Source organism: Dyadobacter sp. CY356 (assembly GCF_021440195.1).
Taxonomy (GTDB): domain Bacteria; phylum Bacteroidota; class Bacteroidia; order Cytophagales; family Spirosomataceae; genus Dyadobacter.
This window is the reverse complement of sequence record NZ_JAJTSZ010000003.1, coordinates 443,728-456,991: the sequence shown is the minus strand read 5'-3', so window position 1 is coordinate 456,991 and position 13,264 is coordinate 443,728. Positions and strand designations below refer to the sequence as shown.

11 protein-coding genes are annotated in these 13,264 nt (G+C 42.6%); 3 read left to right on the top strand and 8 right to left on the bottom strand.

Translation table 11 applies throughout. The annotated features are described in order from the left end of the window. Positions 1-68 precede the first annotated feature (68 nt). The gene (gene cobN / locus LXL81_RS13830) at positions 69-4,361 is read left to right on the top strand and encodes a cobaltochelatase subunit CobN (protein ID WP_234647379.1); all 4,293 of its coding nucleotides are present in this window, start codon (positions 69-71) and stop codon (positions 4,359-4,361) included. 133 nt (positions 4,362-4,494) lie between these two features. Here the strand turns inward: cobN and LXL81_RS13825 are convergent, their stop codons facing one another. From LXL81_RS13825 to LXL81_RS13805, 5 genes are all read right to left on the bottom strand, one after another. Then, positions 4,495-5,088 carry a hypothetical protein gene (locus LXL81_RS13825; RefSeq protein ID WP_234647378.1) on the bottom strand — a complete coding sequence of 198 codons (594 nt, stop codon included), beginning with the start codon at positions 5,086-5,088 and terminating at the stop codon, positions 4,495-4,497. A 13-nt stretch (positions 5,089-5,101) separates the two neighbouring features. After that, positions 5,102-5,308 (bottom strand): hypothetical protein, encoded by a 207-nt coding sequence (locus LXL81_RS13820; RefSeq protein ID WP_234647377.1) that lies wholly within the window; start codon positions 5,306-5,308, stop codon positions 5,102-5,104. Continuing rightward, complete coding sequence (locus tag LXL81_RS13815) at positions 5,308-7,035, bottom strand: AAA family ATPase (protein ID WP_234647376.1); 1,728 nt, start codon at positions 7,033-7,035, stop codon at positions 5,308-5,310. Before LXL81_RS13815 ends, LXL81_RS13820 begins: the two co-directional genes overlap by 1 nt. Further along, the gene (locus LXL81_RS13810) at positions 7,036-7,887 is read right to left on the bottom strand and encodes a site-specific DNA-methyltransferase (protein ID WP_234647375.1); all 852 of its coding nucleotides are present in this window, start codon (positions 7,885-7,887) and stop codon (positions 7,036-7,038) included. It lies immediately after the preceding gene. 603 nt (positions 7,888-8,490) lie between these two features. Further along, the gene (locus tag LXL81_RS13805) at positions 8,491-8,817 is read right to left on the bottom strand and encodes a helix-turn-helix domain-containing protein (RefSeq protein ID WP_234647374.1); all 327 of its coding nucleotides are present in this window, start codon (positions 8,815-8,817) and stop codon (positions 8,491-8,493) included. 157 nt (positions 8,818-8,974) lie between these two features. On the opposite strand from LXL81_RS13805, the gene LXL81_RS13800 reads away from it, so the two are divergent. Together LXL81_RS13800 and LXL81_RS13795 are read left to right on the top strand one after the other, a co-directional pair. Continuing rightward, on the top strand, positions 8,975-9,898 hold the full coding sequence (locus LXL81_RS13800) for a ClpXP adapter SpxH family protein (protein WP_234647373.1): 924 nt from the start codon (positions 8,975-8,977) through the stop codon (positions 9,896-9,898). A gap of 362 nt (positions 9,899-10,260) precedes the next feature. Continuing rightward, complete coding sequence (locus LXL81_RS13795) at positions 10,261-10,554, top strand: putative quinol monooxygenase (protein WP_137338544.1); 294 nt, start codon at positions 10,261-10,263, stop codon at positions 10,552-10,554. A gap of 90 nt (positions 10,555-10,644) precedes the next feature. Here LXL81_RS13795 and LXL81_RS13790 read toward each other — a convergent pair whose 3' ends face one another. From LXL81_RS13790 to LXL81_RS13780, 3 genes are all read right to left on the bottom strand, one after another. After that, a complete protein-coding gene (locus LXL81_RS13790; RefSeq protein ID WP_234647372.1) occupies positions 10,645-11,313 on the bottom strand; it encodes a metal-dependent hydrolase in 669 nt (222 codons plus the stop codon). Positions 11,314-11,436: 123 nt separating this feature from the next. Next, a complete protein-coding gene (locus LXL81_RS13785) occupies positions 11,437-12,006 on the bottom strand; it encodes a Crp/Fnr family transcriptional regulator (protein WP_234647371.1) in 570 nt (189 codons plus the stop codon). A gap of 273 nt (positions 12,007-12,279) precedes the next feature. After that, entirely contained in the window at positions 12,280-13,095 is an 816-nt protein-coding gene (locus LXL81_RS13780; protein ID WP_234647370.1) for a DUF1080 domain-containing protein, read from the bottom strand. Positions 13,096-13,264 lie beyond the last annotated feature (169 nt).

Genomic DNA, 13,264 nt, shown 5'->3' with positions numbered 1-13,264 from the left:
TTTTTATCAACAAACACGTTAACGGCTACACTAAAAGCTAACTGCTAATAGCCAACGCCTAACAACTTATGTCAGAAATTAAACGCCAACGTATCACCCGCGCAGACGGGAAAGCCATCAATCTTGTACAGCGCAGAGGACATTTGTCTTATTGTTATAACGCTTGCTGCTGCGGTCGGGTGGATCGCGGGTATGCGCCTATTCCGATTGAATTGTACAAAAGTGAATGGCTGCGCCGGAAAATGCGGAACTTGGTGCACATGACAAAAGGCGGTTGCCTTGGTCCGTGTACGTTGGCGAATGTGGTTACGCTTTTGTTTGACGGGAATTCTGTCTGGTTTCATTCGGTGAACAGCGACTGGCAGATTATTGCCATTTTTGATTATATCGACAGCATGATCGCGGCGGATCGGTTCCTGGTTCCGCCAGCAGAACTGTCTGAAAATGTATTTCAGTTTTACACCTGGAAAGGCTCCGAAGCTTCTACAAAAATCGGGCAAACTCCGATGCCTACGGAGGGAATTGTTTTCCTTACCCACGCCGATACCGATCTGTTAACACTTCACAGAACTATCCAGGATTTGCCGGATGATTTCCCGAAAACATTAGGTATCAACCTGATGGCCGTGAAAAGTGAAGCGCAGATGGAGCAGTTGCTGGATGGTGAAATTGCAGCGGCACAGATTATTATTCTCCGGATTCTCGGTCGGCCCAGTGCTATTCCAGGGTTTAACGAATTGATAAATCGGGCTAAGAAAAATGAACAGCATCTTATCGTCGTCAGCGGAACGGGCGATTTAAATCCTGATTTTGCAGCTGCTTCCACGGTTTCGCCAGCTATTCTGCATGATGCGATGTTATATCTTCAAGCCGGTGGTTATACCAATTTCACTTCGCTGCTTTATTATCTTTCTGATCATTTATTGATGACAGGTTTTGGCTCCGAAACGCCGGTTACTTTGCCAGAACATGGCATTTACCATCCTGAACTACCCGAGAACGCAGAACTTTCTGATTGGCTTAAACGATATAATCCGGATCAGCCCACAGCCGGAATTACCTTTTACCGCTCGCACTGGACGAGTGGAAATACTGCTTTTATCGACGCAATAGTTCGGGCTTTGGAGGATCTGGATATGAACGCTTTACCCATTTTTACCTCATCGCTTAAAGTGACCGATCCGGTTTCCGGACAACCCGTTGCTTTCCAATTTTTCAATGGTGAAAAAGGTGTTCAGATCGATGTTCTGGTCAATACGCTTTCGCTTGCAATTACCGATATTCAAAAGGCAGGTTCAGATAATGCCGGTGCAGAAAAAGCATTAAGTCACCTGAATGTGCCGATTATCCAGGCCATTTCCAGTACCATGAACCGCAATGCCTGGGAATCTTCCAGTCGCGGGTTGAGTACTTTGGATACGGCTATGAATGTCGCGATTCCTGAATTTGACGGGCGAATTATCACCGTTCCGATTTCTTTCAAGGAAAAAGACAGACAGGCAAAAGGATATGAAGCACTAGGCAACCGCATTGATCGCGTGGCCGGAATTGCGCTGCGATTTGCCCGTTTGCGTCATTTGAAAAATTCGGAGAAAAAAGTTGCTTTCATTTTTACCAATTCCAATACCAAAGCTTCCCAGATCGGAAATGCGGTCGGGCTGGATGCGCCGGCTTCGCTGATGAATATTTTGTATTCAATGCAAGCGGAAGGTTATCAGATTAAAAACCTCCCGGCTACCGGAACAGAATTAATCCATCAATTAATTGACCGTTGTTCTTATGATCAGACTTACCTCACACCCGAACAGCTTTCTAACGCTGCCGGACAGGTTTCGTTTGAGCAATACGCTGGCTGGTTTGATGAATTACCGGAAGCTTTACGTCAAAAAATTACCAAACAATGGGGACAGGCACCCGGCGAAACCTATGTCCATGACGGCCATATCGCCCTTGCCGGTCTTGAACTCGGAAATGCCTTCGTAGCCTTGCAGCCGCCCCGTGGTTATGGCATGGATCCGGATGCGATTTATCACCAGCCGGATCTCGCGCCGACGCATCATTATCACGCATTATACCGCTGGCTGCGTGATGGCTGGGGCGCTGATGCAATTGTGCACGTAGGCAAACATGGAACGCTGGAATGGCTTCCGGGCAAAGGAATCGGGTTATCGGAAAACTGTTTTCCGGATGCGATTCTGGGTGATCTGCCCCTTTTTTATCCTTTTATTATCAACGATCCCGGCGAAGGTTCACAGGCCAAACGCCGTGCCCATGCCGTGGTGGTGGATCACCTGACGCCGCCCATGACTTCCGCGGATAGTTATGGCGAACTGGCCCAGCTGACCCAGCTTGTCGATGAATATTATCAGGTGGAAACGCTTGATCCTTCGAAATTGCCTTTGCTGCAAAGACAGATCTGGGAGTTGATCAAACAGACCAATCTGGATGCCGATCTGGCTGCGATGCTGAGCCGTGACCATGGCGATCACAAGCACGATTGGGACGATGATATGACGCCCGAAGGTGTGCCGGCGAGTCTGGCGGAGATGGATGGAAAGGATATTGCCCACCTGATCGAGGACATCGACGGGTATTTGTGTGAATTGGGCGCGGCGCAGATCCGTAACGGTTTACACACGCTCGGACAAATGCCGGAAGGTGACGCGCTGATTGATATGCTGCAAGCCCTGACCCGACTGCCCAACGCTACGGTGCCGGGTTTACAGTCGGAAATGGCTTCGCTTTTTGGATTTGAAATAGAAGATCTTTTGCAGAAAAAAGGTCAGAAAGTAGATTCCGTTTCGCCGCAGTTTCAGTCACTGGCCGGACGGCAGGTGGTGACGGCGGCGGATGCAATGGAGATTATTGATGAACTGAACAATCATTTGTTCCGGGTGTTGGCGCAGCATCGTTTTCATCCGAAATCCATTGATCAGGTTTTGTATGAAACGCTGGATATGGCGCCTTCGACGACTGGTTTGGCAGGAATCCGGCTGGTTCTGGAATTTGTCTGTACCCAGCTGGTACCGAATCTGGCGCGGACGGATGAAGAAATTACCAACCTCATGCACGGACTTTCCGGCGGGTATATTCCTGCCGGTCCGAGTGGCGCGCCTACACGGGGCATGGCGCATATTTTGCCAACCGGACGAAATTTTTACGCCGTAGATCCCCGCGCACTTCCATCCAAAGCGGCCTGGGAAGTGGGCCAGCAGCTCGCACGGGAAGTTCTGGATCGTCACCTGAAAGAAACGGGGCGGTATCCGGAAAGTGTCGGGATCAGTATCTGGGGCACTTCGGCGATGCGTACCCACGGGGACGATGTGGCGGAAGTGCTGGCGCTGATGGGTGCCCGGCCGGTATGGCAGCAGGAAAGCCGGCGCATTACCGGCGTGGAAATTATTTCGCTCGAAGAACTTGGCCGGCCGCGGATTGATGTGACCACCCGGATCAGTGGATTTTTCCGTGATGCTTTCCCGCATCTGATCGAATTGCTGGATGATGCCGTGCAGCAGGTTATAACGCTGGACGAACCGCTGGACCAGAATTTTGTCCGCAAACATTATCTGAAAGATCTTGCTGAACTGCAAAAAGACAATGAATTATCGATTGAAGATGCCGAGGAACGGGCCAGTTACCGGATTTTCGGGGCGGCTCCGGGGGCTTATGGTGCGGGGATTTTGCCTTTGATCAATGAAAAAAACTGGCATGCCGATGCGGATTTTGCGCAGGCGTATGTCAACTGGGGCGGTTATGCCTATACGAAGAACGCGCAGGGTGTGGATGCCCGCAGTGAATTTCAGCAGTGTCTTTCCGGCGTGGAGGTAGCGCTGCACAACCAGGACAACCGCGAACATGATATTTTCGACAGCGACGATTATCTGCAATTCCATGGCGGGATGATTGCGACCATACGCAGCCTTACCGGGCAGCAGCCAAAACATTATTTCGGCGACTCGCAAAACCCGGCCCAGCCGGTGGTGCGCGACCTGAAAGAGGAAACGTTGCGTGTTTTCCGTTCAAGGGTTGTGAACCCGAAATGGCTCGACAGCGTCAAAAAACACGGCTACAAAGGCGGACTGGAACTAACGGCGACGGTAGACTATCTCTTCGGTTATGATGCTACGGCGAATGTGATCGACGACTGGATGTACGAAAAAGTAGCCGAGACCTACGCCCTGGACGCCAACATGCAGCAGTTTTTTGCCGAAAGCAACCCATGGGCCTTACACGCCATCGCCGAAAGATTACTCGAAGCTGCACAAAGAGGATTATGGGCCAAGCCTTCCGCTGAGGTTTTGCAGGGGCTTAAGGAGGTTTATCTGGAGAGTGAGGGGTTGTTGGAGGTGAGGGGGGAGTGAGAGACTTTTAATTATATACTTCTTTAAAAATATTTACTTTACTCCCATCTTAAAATATCATGTCAACTCTATTTTAAACTTTCCTGAAAATCATGCTAGTTTTAAGTTAATTTCCATTTAGAAACTAAGTAGATTAATTGATTAAATTTTGGCGTTGTAATTCTAATGCAATTAATGGAACCTTCTTACTCAAATAATCAAAGGTAATTTCATTATTCCAATACAAAGTGCAATACTCAAATCTTTCTTTTACTAATTCGTCGTCATCGTTTAACTTTAAAATTTTAATTGTGTTTTGCACAGAAACTAAGACCGCATTATCCACTATGGCGGCATTAGGTTTAATAAAAAGAGTTTTGAAATCAATTTGAAAAAGGAATTCAACCATTAAAAAAGGATCTAGAATAGTTTTCAAACCCTTTCTACTATTAAATCTTGTTGATACATATCTAAAATTATTCCATTCATAAGCCAAATCGGGTCTCAGCTTTTTAGGTATAAAATGGTCAACAGAATGCGTTCCAGTTGAATGTGGAATCCACGTCGAGCTGTAAACACAAATTTGATTATATGCTGTTCTAAGCTCTGGTAAGGATTTTTGCCAAAATTCTTTTCCTTTCCATTCTTTTTCTGTTGGGTTAGGATGAATTAATAACACATTAAGACCAGGTTGCCTAACATTTAAATCAAAATTAGCAGGTTCAGGCTTTGCTTGTATAGGGAGCATTCGATAAGTACTTTTAAATCTCTATGCCGTTCTTCTCAGCGAAATAATTCCATCTAATCCAAAAACTATCATGGGGAGCAAGAAGATTATTTAACCTTTTTGAAATTGATAAGATATCTACTTTTGAAGGTTCATTATTCTTTTGAATCAATTTAGCATCCTCAATAGCAATCTCAGCTTCAATTGATCTTGCCTGCTTTAAATCGAAGAGATCAGACATTAACCAAGAATCAGCGGTTCCCCTTTTTCAAATATTGGAACATCTATCACAACATTAACATTTTCATCTTTACCAGTCTTTAAATTAAGATGAAATATTGTATCAGTAGATGGTTTAAAAATTGGCTCAATTGATGCCATTACCAAAGGAGAATGAGTTGTTATTATAAACTGAATATCTAAAATTGAACTAAGATCACTTGACACCGATGTTAATGCCGGTAAAATAACTCTCTGCCATTGAGGATGAAGGTGCGACTCTATCTCATCGGCAATAACTACCATTTTAGACTGAGGATCTTCATGCATTAATTTGGCAGAGGTCTTGTGCTCTTCCCAAGTCCATACAATTAAATAGGCAAGCGCAACTATACGTTTTACTGCTGCTGAAGCAAATACTACAGGAATTTCACCATATGGATGTTTAATTGTGGGCATTGGTCTGCTTTCACCTGGAATTCTAACAACTTTCCCTGGCTCTAGTATACCAAGATCTCCATGATCAAGGTCGGGAGGAGACAATCGTTTTAAAACTTTTTTTAATATGTTGAAAATCTCTGGCTCAGAGTTTTGCCAGTGAACCCAATCTGTTATTAATCCATTAAATATTGATCTAGAACGATTTCTATCTTCTATTCTAAGCCCTTGCCATATATCTTCTCTTGAAAAAACCATAGTTGTTGGCAATCCAACAGTATCTTTTTCATTATCTAAATTAAATCGAGCAGGATCCCAAATAGCGAAAGCCCCGTCAACCTGAGCGTAAATAACTAAACCGGGAACCGTCTTCTTATCTTTTTTATTTAGCCGCCAATCTTGATACTTCCAATTATACGTTGCCTGAAATGATTCATTCAAACCCTCCTTACTAGATATATCAAAAGAAATTATCGGATTTTGTTTAGAAAAGTCTCCTCTTGGATATATTGGAAAACCAGTCCATGTGCCAGTTAAAGCCCACCAAGCACATTCTAGTACAAAAGATTTCCCAAGTCCATTATCACCTGTGATAATATTTAACCTACTTGATAAATCAAGCTTGAAATTTTTGTACGGTTGGATATTCTTGAGCTCCAAGGAAACCAAGGCAGCTCCTTTTTCAAGAGGAATATCTGACGGGGTAGTTATTTTTAAGCTATTGGAAATTTCGTTCCAATTATATATTTGATTAACCCAAAATTTTTCAGTATTTAGCCATTGAGGAATTCTAGTATCAAAAAGATCCAAAATTTCTTGTTCAGATATATTAAATGATCTTACAAAAGTCTCCCAAACTTCTGTAATATCTATATTTTCTTCCCAACGAAAATCTTTAAGAATCCAAAATGCAAGGCTAAACGCGGGAATTTTTTTGCTATTTAATTTACTTTGTAATACGCTTAAGTAGTCGTTTGTCCAACCCCATTGAGTAGAATTTTTAGGATGTAGAAACGCATCTCCAAACATCTGAGTCCTATTAGCTTGCGATCCCGAAGAAGCATAATCACTATTGAGCCAATATTTATTTTTTTCTGAAATTCTAAAAACTCGAAAAAATTTTTCAGTATTTTTAACGGGCTTGTAATATTTGGTTAGAAATTCAGTTTCAGCAGCATTTATTGAAAACTCAACAGTATCCCCTATTGGGATATTACCTTCCTTACATACAAGATATGTAATTCCAAAAAAGGGATGTAATGACGAAAGATCCTTGAGTGATGATATCAAACTGTCTTCACTTATATACATCTATATTGTATTTAATTTCTTAGAAATATATTTACAAAAATCTTCACTTAAGTCAATACCAAAAGCGTGTCTATCATTCTCTAAAGCAACCCTAACACTGGTACCACTTCCCACAAACGGATCCATAACAACTCCTCCTTCTGGACAACCTATCTGTAGACATCTTTCAACAAGCTCATCAGGGTAAGGAGCTGTACCTAAACCATTTGCTTTTGGTCTGGCAGTTATAGTCCACATGTCTTCTTGCTCAACTTTTTTTAAAGGCTCACTATTATAGTAATACTTTTTACTTTTTGCAAACATGAATACAAATTCATAACTACGCTTTGGACGGTCTTTTACAGATTCTGGGAGAGAATGCTTACGATACCAAATAATTGTACTTCGTAATGTCCAACCATTCTCAATCATTGCTGTCGCTACTCTCCAAGGTATACCTATTAAAGTTTTCGGCTTTAGTCCAATTCCAAGTCCCCCACTTCTGTCTACTGCTCTTAAACCGAAGCGCCTTTTGCTACTTTTTTTATCAACTCCTTGAGACTCCCCTTTTCCCGAATAATACGTATCTCCAATATTTAAGAATAGTAGACCGGAAGGTTTAAGCACTCTTAATGTCTCATCCATCACTTTAAGAATGTTGTCAACATACTCATCCACCGATCCTTCAAGACCGAGCTGTCCATCATACCCATAATCTCTCAACCAATAATATGGAGGCGATGTCACAACACAATCTACTGAGTTTGATGTAATTTCTTTGGATAAAACCTCGTTTGCATCACCATTGTATATTGTCCAATTAAAACCATTTTTACTTTTTCCCTCAGAATATTTTCTGCTATTTTCTACCATTAAATTGTTGTTTCGCAAATTATTGAATTACAAAAAAGTAGTTTTTGCGAGTATTTCTATACTCAATAATTAAACTACCGATAAGTATGGCAATGTTAACTAGACAAAAAAACCATTATTTTGCTTTTGTAATCTTGCAAATGTAGTCATTAAAAGAATCATACAAGGTTTGAATAAATCATAAAAATTTCTTCAAAATCCCAGTTTTGGATCAATAAATAATAGTAATAAACTCATTTGCTTATTTCTTATCTACCTTGTATTCTCCCTCAAATGTGAACCTATATACTAATTTTTCTTAGTTCGCAGCTTACTCTCCAACCGTATTACCACCAACCTAAAAACGAAACAAACAAAACCATGACATAAGCTTCTGGCCGAATAGGTTGTAGACGTTGGCAAGAAAGAACAAGCAGGTCATGATCCATAATCCCCAGGTACCTTGGACGTTGATGGCTTTCGTGCTTTTAAACCCATCAAGGCACACTCCCAAATCAAACCATCCGCACCAATTCCCTGAAAATACGGATTATATTTGCCGAAAACGCCTGATTGCAATCCAGCATTTTACTTATGGTTACGATAATCATGGACGAGATTTTTCTATCCGATTTCACCCTGCCCAAAACGCTCCAGCTGCTGAAAAACAGGAATTAGCGACTGGCCTTTTTCGGTAAGTACATATTCAATGTGTAGAGGTTTTTGTTTGATCACATTTTTTTGCAGCAGGCCAACGACTTCCAGCTCTTTTAAGGCAACGGCCAGTGTTTGTTTATTAGCGCCCTCAATCTGGCGAAGCAGGCTGCTGAAACGCAAGGTGCCGTCCACAGCCAGGCGAAATATTTCAGGCTTCCATTTCCCGGAAAGCGACTTTAAAAGTGCCTGGGCAGGACAAGTTTCATTGGTTACCAATTCGTTTTTAGTAGTCATAAATATCTGACTTATTGCTCACTCAAAATTAAGTCCTCAACTTTACCCAAAGATAAAAATAAACGGTGTCGGGTAATCCACTACCGGTAAAAGTAACTTATCCAATCACAGTTTCCATATCGGAAATTTCAGTGACCAGGCTTTAAACAAAACGAAAATGCAAGAACAAATAAATCCTTTATTATGTGACATTGAAAGCGGTCTTTGTGAAGTTGCCGTTGATCAAAAGGACACCACAACCCTTGAAACCTCAAAAGTTATTAAAAAGCCCTTATCCATAACGTATTATACAGACCCGATTTGTTCCTCCTGCTGGGGAATTGAACCGCAATTGCGAAAGCTGAAATTGGAATACGGTAATGATTTTGAAATTGAATATAAAATGGGCGGTTTGCTCAAAGACTGGAGTTATAACAGTGGGCAGATCAGCAAACCGACGGACGTAGCAGGGCATTGGGACGAAGTAAGTGTGCATTACGATATGCCCATAGACGGGGATATCTGGCTGGAAGACCCTCTGGATTCATCCTATCCACCGTCGATTGCATTTAAGGCGGCTCAGATGCAAAACAGGGAAAAGGCCCTTTTATTTCTTCGTGAGATCAGAGAGATGGTCTTTTTGCAAAAGAAAAATATCACCCGATGGGAACACCTGGAAGTGGCTGCAACAAAAGCTGGCCTCGACATTGTACAATTTAAAAACGACTACGAGGGAAAAGCGAGGATATTATTCCAGGAGGATGTACAGGCTGGAAAAGAATCAGGTGTCAGAGGATTTCCAACGATGATCTTTACCAATGCCATGGGAGAACAGGAATTCGTATATGGTTCGAAGCCTTATAGTGTCCTTGAAAGCGTAGTGCTTAAACTCTATCCGGCAGCAACAAAACTGATCTATCAAACGAATTGGAATTCCGTCTTTTTGAAATACAATTCATTAACAGCGAACGAGTACGCACAAATAACAGGAACCGAAAGAAATCATAGTGAACATATTTTAAACGGCCTGGCTGCCGAGGGAAAGTTAGAACAGTTCAGTACGAAAAATGGAGCCATCTGGAACGTGAAGAATATCCAGTAAGGAGCTTTTGGCAACTAGCTGTTAGCATCCGGTGCTGTAATCGGATGACTGATAAGTCATTGTAAAATCAATGAAATTATTTTTTTGCTGCTGCTTATTTAAGTTATAGCCGGGTTATGAAAAACATAAAAATTGAAAATATGGAACGAAACCAACCTACCGACGCGGAAACACAGAAAGAGCAAAAAAAGATAAAAAACAATAAAATGATCAATTCATTTCTTATTGGCATGTGTATAGGCATTACCGTGTACAGTGCGGTGAAAAATGGTTTCGGCTTTTTTACGTTTTTTCCATTGATTTTAGCTTATTTGCTGTTTCATAAGAGAGAAAAAATCAAATTCTTATAAGTCAGAAATTCCATGCAAATCAATTTAACAGTAGTTTTTAAAAGCAAACCTGAGCATATCGAAGACGTACGTGCCATGCTTTTGAATCTGGTTGAAAAATCAAGAGAAGAAAAAGCCTGTCTGCAATATGACCTGCACCACGGTACAAAAAATCCCGAAATTTTCATTTTTCACGAAATATGGGAAAGCCAGGAAGGTCTAGACCTGCATGATCAGCAGCCCTATATCAAAAAGCTTGTTGCAGAAATTCCGGCTTTAATTCAGGAACCAGCCGCGATTTACCATACTGAATTGTTGAATTTGTAAAGTTAATGGTAAACACTCCGGTATATTTTGGTATGCCGGAGTGTTTATGATGTGTCAGATTATGCTTTTTCTTAGGCGTCGGAAAGAAAATCAAACTGACTCCCCAACCATCACCCTATTCTTATCAACCCACCAGGCCAATCCCAGCACAATCACCTGCAAAACCACAAACGAAACAAACAAAACCATGACATTATCTTCCGGTGGCGGGCCGAACAGGTTGTAGGCGTTGGCCAGAAGGAAAAAGCCGGTCATGATCCATAACCCCCAGGTTCCCTGGGCGTTGATGGCTTTCGTGCTTTTTGCATAAATATAAACGCCGCCGAAAAAGATGATACTTTCCAGCAATATGGTGATCATCTTATAATTCCATAAACCCATCCCGACTTTGAAATCACCAAAAGGCGTCAGAGGCAGATCCGGGATATGGACAATAACGTCCAGAAACCAGTGACTCAACACGGCAAGACCAACAATAACCGCGCTTTTGGTATCCTTTTTGAAAAGCCAGAAGCAGCCGCCAACGATAAGTCCCCAGACAATTCCCATAAAAAGACTGTGCGTATAGGGATAATGGACAAACTCGAAAGGTGTCACTTCGGTAAAACCGGGATGTACTTTCACGGTTTCAATATTGAAGATCAACAGAAACGGCCACAGGATATCAACAAATTCCACGGCAACAAAAAGCATGGTAAGCGAAACTTTGGGAGCGATTTTCTTCGCGGCTAGGGCGAGACCGTAATGTCCTAAAAACATGATTTATGACTTGGTTTAGTATGTTACAAAGGTACCGGTCGGCAACGCCAGTTTACTTGACAAAAATCAAGAAAACGGTTTTGCAGGAAAATAAAGCATTTTTGTGTTTCGGTTTTTACGGGATCATATCAGCTGTTTTCTCCGGATACGGCTGATCGTTTCTGGCGTCATACCCAACATGGAAGCAAGGTATTGCAGCGGCACCTGATTGAAAATCTCACGGTTTTTCTCGAAGAAAAAATGGTAACGTTCCTCGGCTGTCATGGAGATAAATGAAAAAATCCGGTCTTCCATCATCTTGAAACAATGGGCAAGAAACAACTTTTCCGTCTCCGGCCATTTCGGGATAATCTCGCCCAGCCGGTTGTATTCCGCCCGTTCAATCACAAATATGTCCAGGTTCGTTAGTGCCTGCATATTCCAGAGCGACGGCGTTTGAAAAAGCAAACTTGACAGATCTGCCACAAAATAACCTTTGGTTGATATCCACTGCGTTACTTCCTTGCCGTCAACATCGGCATAAATCCGCAAAAGTCCGGATTGAATGAAACAGAGCTGATTACACTTTTTGCCCGCTTTCAGGAAATAATCGCCTTTATTCAAAGTTTTCTTTTTGAACAGCGCAGACACTTTCACGAGGTCGTCCTGATCAAAGGTGAAATAGGAATGGAGGTATTGTTCGAGGTCGGTCATTTGGCGGTCGGCTTTCGGCGGTCGGCTTTCAGTTTGATGCAAGGACCGAAATAATGGATTATTATTGGGTCCGGGCGTTTGTTCTTGCACTAAAATTCGTGATAAGAAATCATATAACAAAGCCGGAAGTGCTTTCGTAATGATTTCTTTACCGCTAACCCCGATTTGCAATCGGGGTTGAGTTGTTTGGCGTTTGTAACGCTATTTTATTTAATCGCGTTACAAACGCTTAACCAGCAACGCCCCGATTGCAAATCGGGGCGAGCGAATGTTTCAGAGAAACAGTTTCTCGTATTCTTTCGGCATGGCTGAAAGCGGTTTGATTCGGATGTCTTTGTAAAAAACCTCGGCGGCTTCGCTTTGCAGCTGGATTTTGCCGCTGGTCATCGGCACTTCTTTTCCATCAGATTCAATATACCGTGAGTTTTGCAGTACCATCACCACACGCCCGTTCACGATATGCAGACTTTTCCCGTCGACACAGATCAGTTCCAGCGTATTCCATTCTCCTGCTGGTTTTTCATAATCCACAGAGCGAAGACAGAAATAATCGCTGCCACTTTTGAAAACGCCAAAGGGCTGTTTTTCGTCGGCAACCCTGTTCATGACGCCTTCCGAAGGATAAGAACGGATGTCAATGGCCGAATTGGCCTGGCACCAGAAATCGCCCATGTGCCCTTCCATAATCTGAAATTCCTGCGAAAGCATCCACGAACGAAAGTATTCTGTACCGGCAGGTCCGATGGAATGATACAGAATACCCGAATCGCGTAACTTTTCTATCCGCGGCTCATACTTATCCTTTCCCCATTTCACCAGAAGTTTCAGATGGTAGTTTTTGTATACTTCGCGGGAAATCAGGCAGCCATATATTTCACCGCTTACCCGCAGCACCGGTCCGCCGGGCTCATTTAAAATTGAAAAAACATGCGTGTCGTCCTTGTTATAACCAATCGGAGCAATATCTGCACCCGAGGCATCTTTCGGTATTTTTCCATTATAGCCATTTTTGTGACGATAACTTAGATAAGATTCCCACTGAGATAAATCCTTGTCCAGAAGTACTGTCCATTCATCGGCCTTCTTCATGGATGAAAGTGTGAAAATGCTTATTATAACAAGAATTGAAAGGGAAATATATTTCATAGCGTAGTAAGTATGGTCAGCATAACTGGCTATGCCGACACAAAACTAGCCAGACGGAAATTTCAGTTCATTGTAAAAATCTAATATTTCTCGGTATGTTTGTCGCTCTGCC

Excerpts from the sequence above, each read along its gene's own strand:
- cobN (WP_234647379.1), top strand. The coding sequence starts at position 69 with ATGTCAGAAATTAAACGCCAACGTATCACCCGCGCAGACGGGAAAGCC.
- LXL81_RS13825 (WP_234647378.1), bottom strand. The coding sequence starts at position 5,088 with ATGCTCCCTATACAAGCAAAGCCTGAACCTGCTAATTTTGATTTAAAT.
- LXL81_RS13820 (WP_234647377.1), bottom strand. The coding sequence starts at position 5,308 with ATGTCTGATCTCTTCGATTTAAAGCAGGCAAGATCAATTGAAGCTGAG.
- LXL81_RS13815 (WP_234647376.1), bottom strand. The coding sequence starts at position 7,035 with ATGTATATAAGTGAAGACAGTTTGATATCATCACTCAAGGATCTTTCG.
- LXL81_RS13810 (WP_234647375.1), bottom strand. The coding sequence starts at position 7,887 with ATGGTAGAAAATAGCAGAAAATATTCTGAGGGAAAAAGTAAAAATGGT.
- LXL81_RS13805 (WP_234647374.1), bottom strand. The coding sequence starts at position 8,817 with ATGACTACTAAAAACGAATTGGTAACCAATGAAACTTGTCCTGCCCAG.
- LXL81_RS13800 (WP_234647373.1), top strand. The coding sequence starts at position 8,975 with ATGCAAGAACAAATAAATCCTTTATTATGTGACATTGAAAGCGGTCTT.
- LXL81_RS13795 (WP_137338544.1), top strand. The coding sequence starts at position 10,261 with ATGCAAATCAATTTAACAGTAGTTTTTAAAAGCAAACCTGAGCATATC.
- LXL81_RS13790 (WP_234647372.1), bottom strand. The coding sequence starts at position 11,313 with ATGTTTTTAGGACATTACGGTCTCGCCCTAGCCGCGAAGAAAATCGCT.
- LXL81_RS13785 (WP_234647371.1), bottom strand. The coding sequence starts at position 12,006 with ATGACCGACCTCGAACAATACCTCCATTCCTATTTCACCTTTGATCAG.
- LXL81_RS13780 (WP_234647370.1), bottom strand. The coding sequence starts at position 13,095 with ATGAAGAAGGCCGATGAATGGACAGTACTTCTGGACAAGGATTTATCT.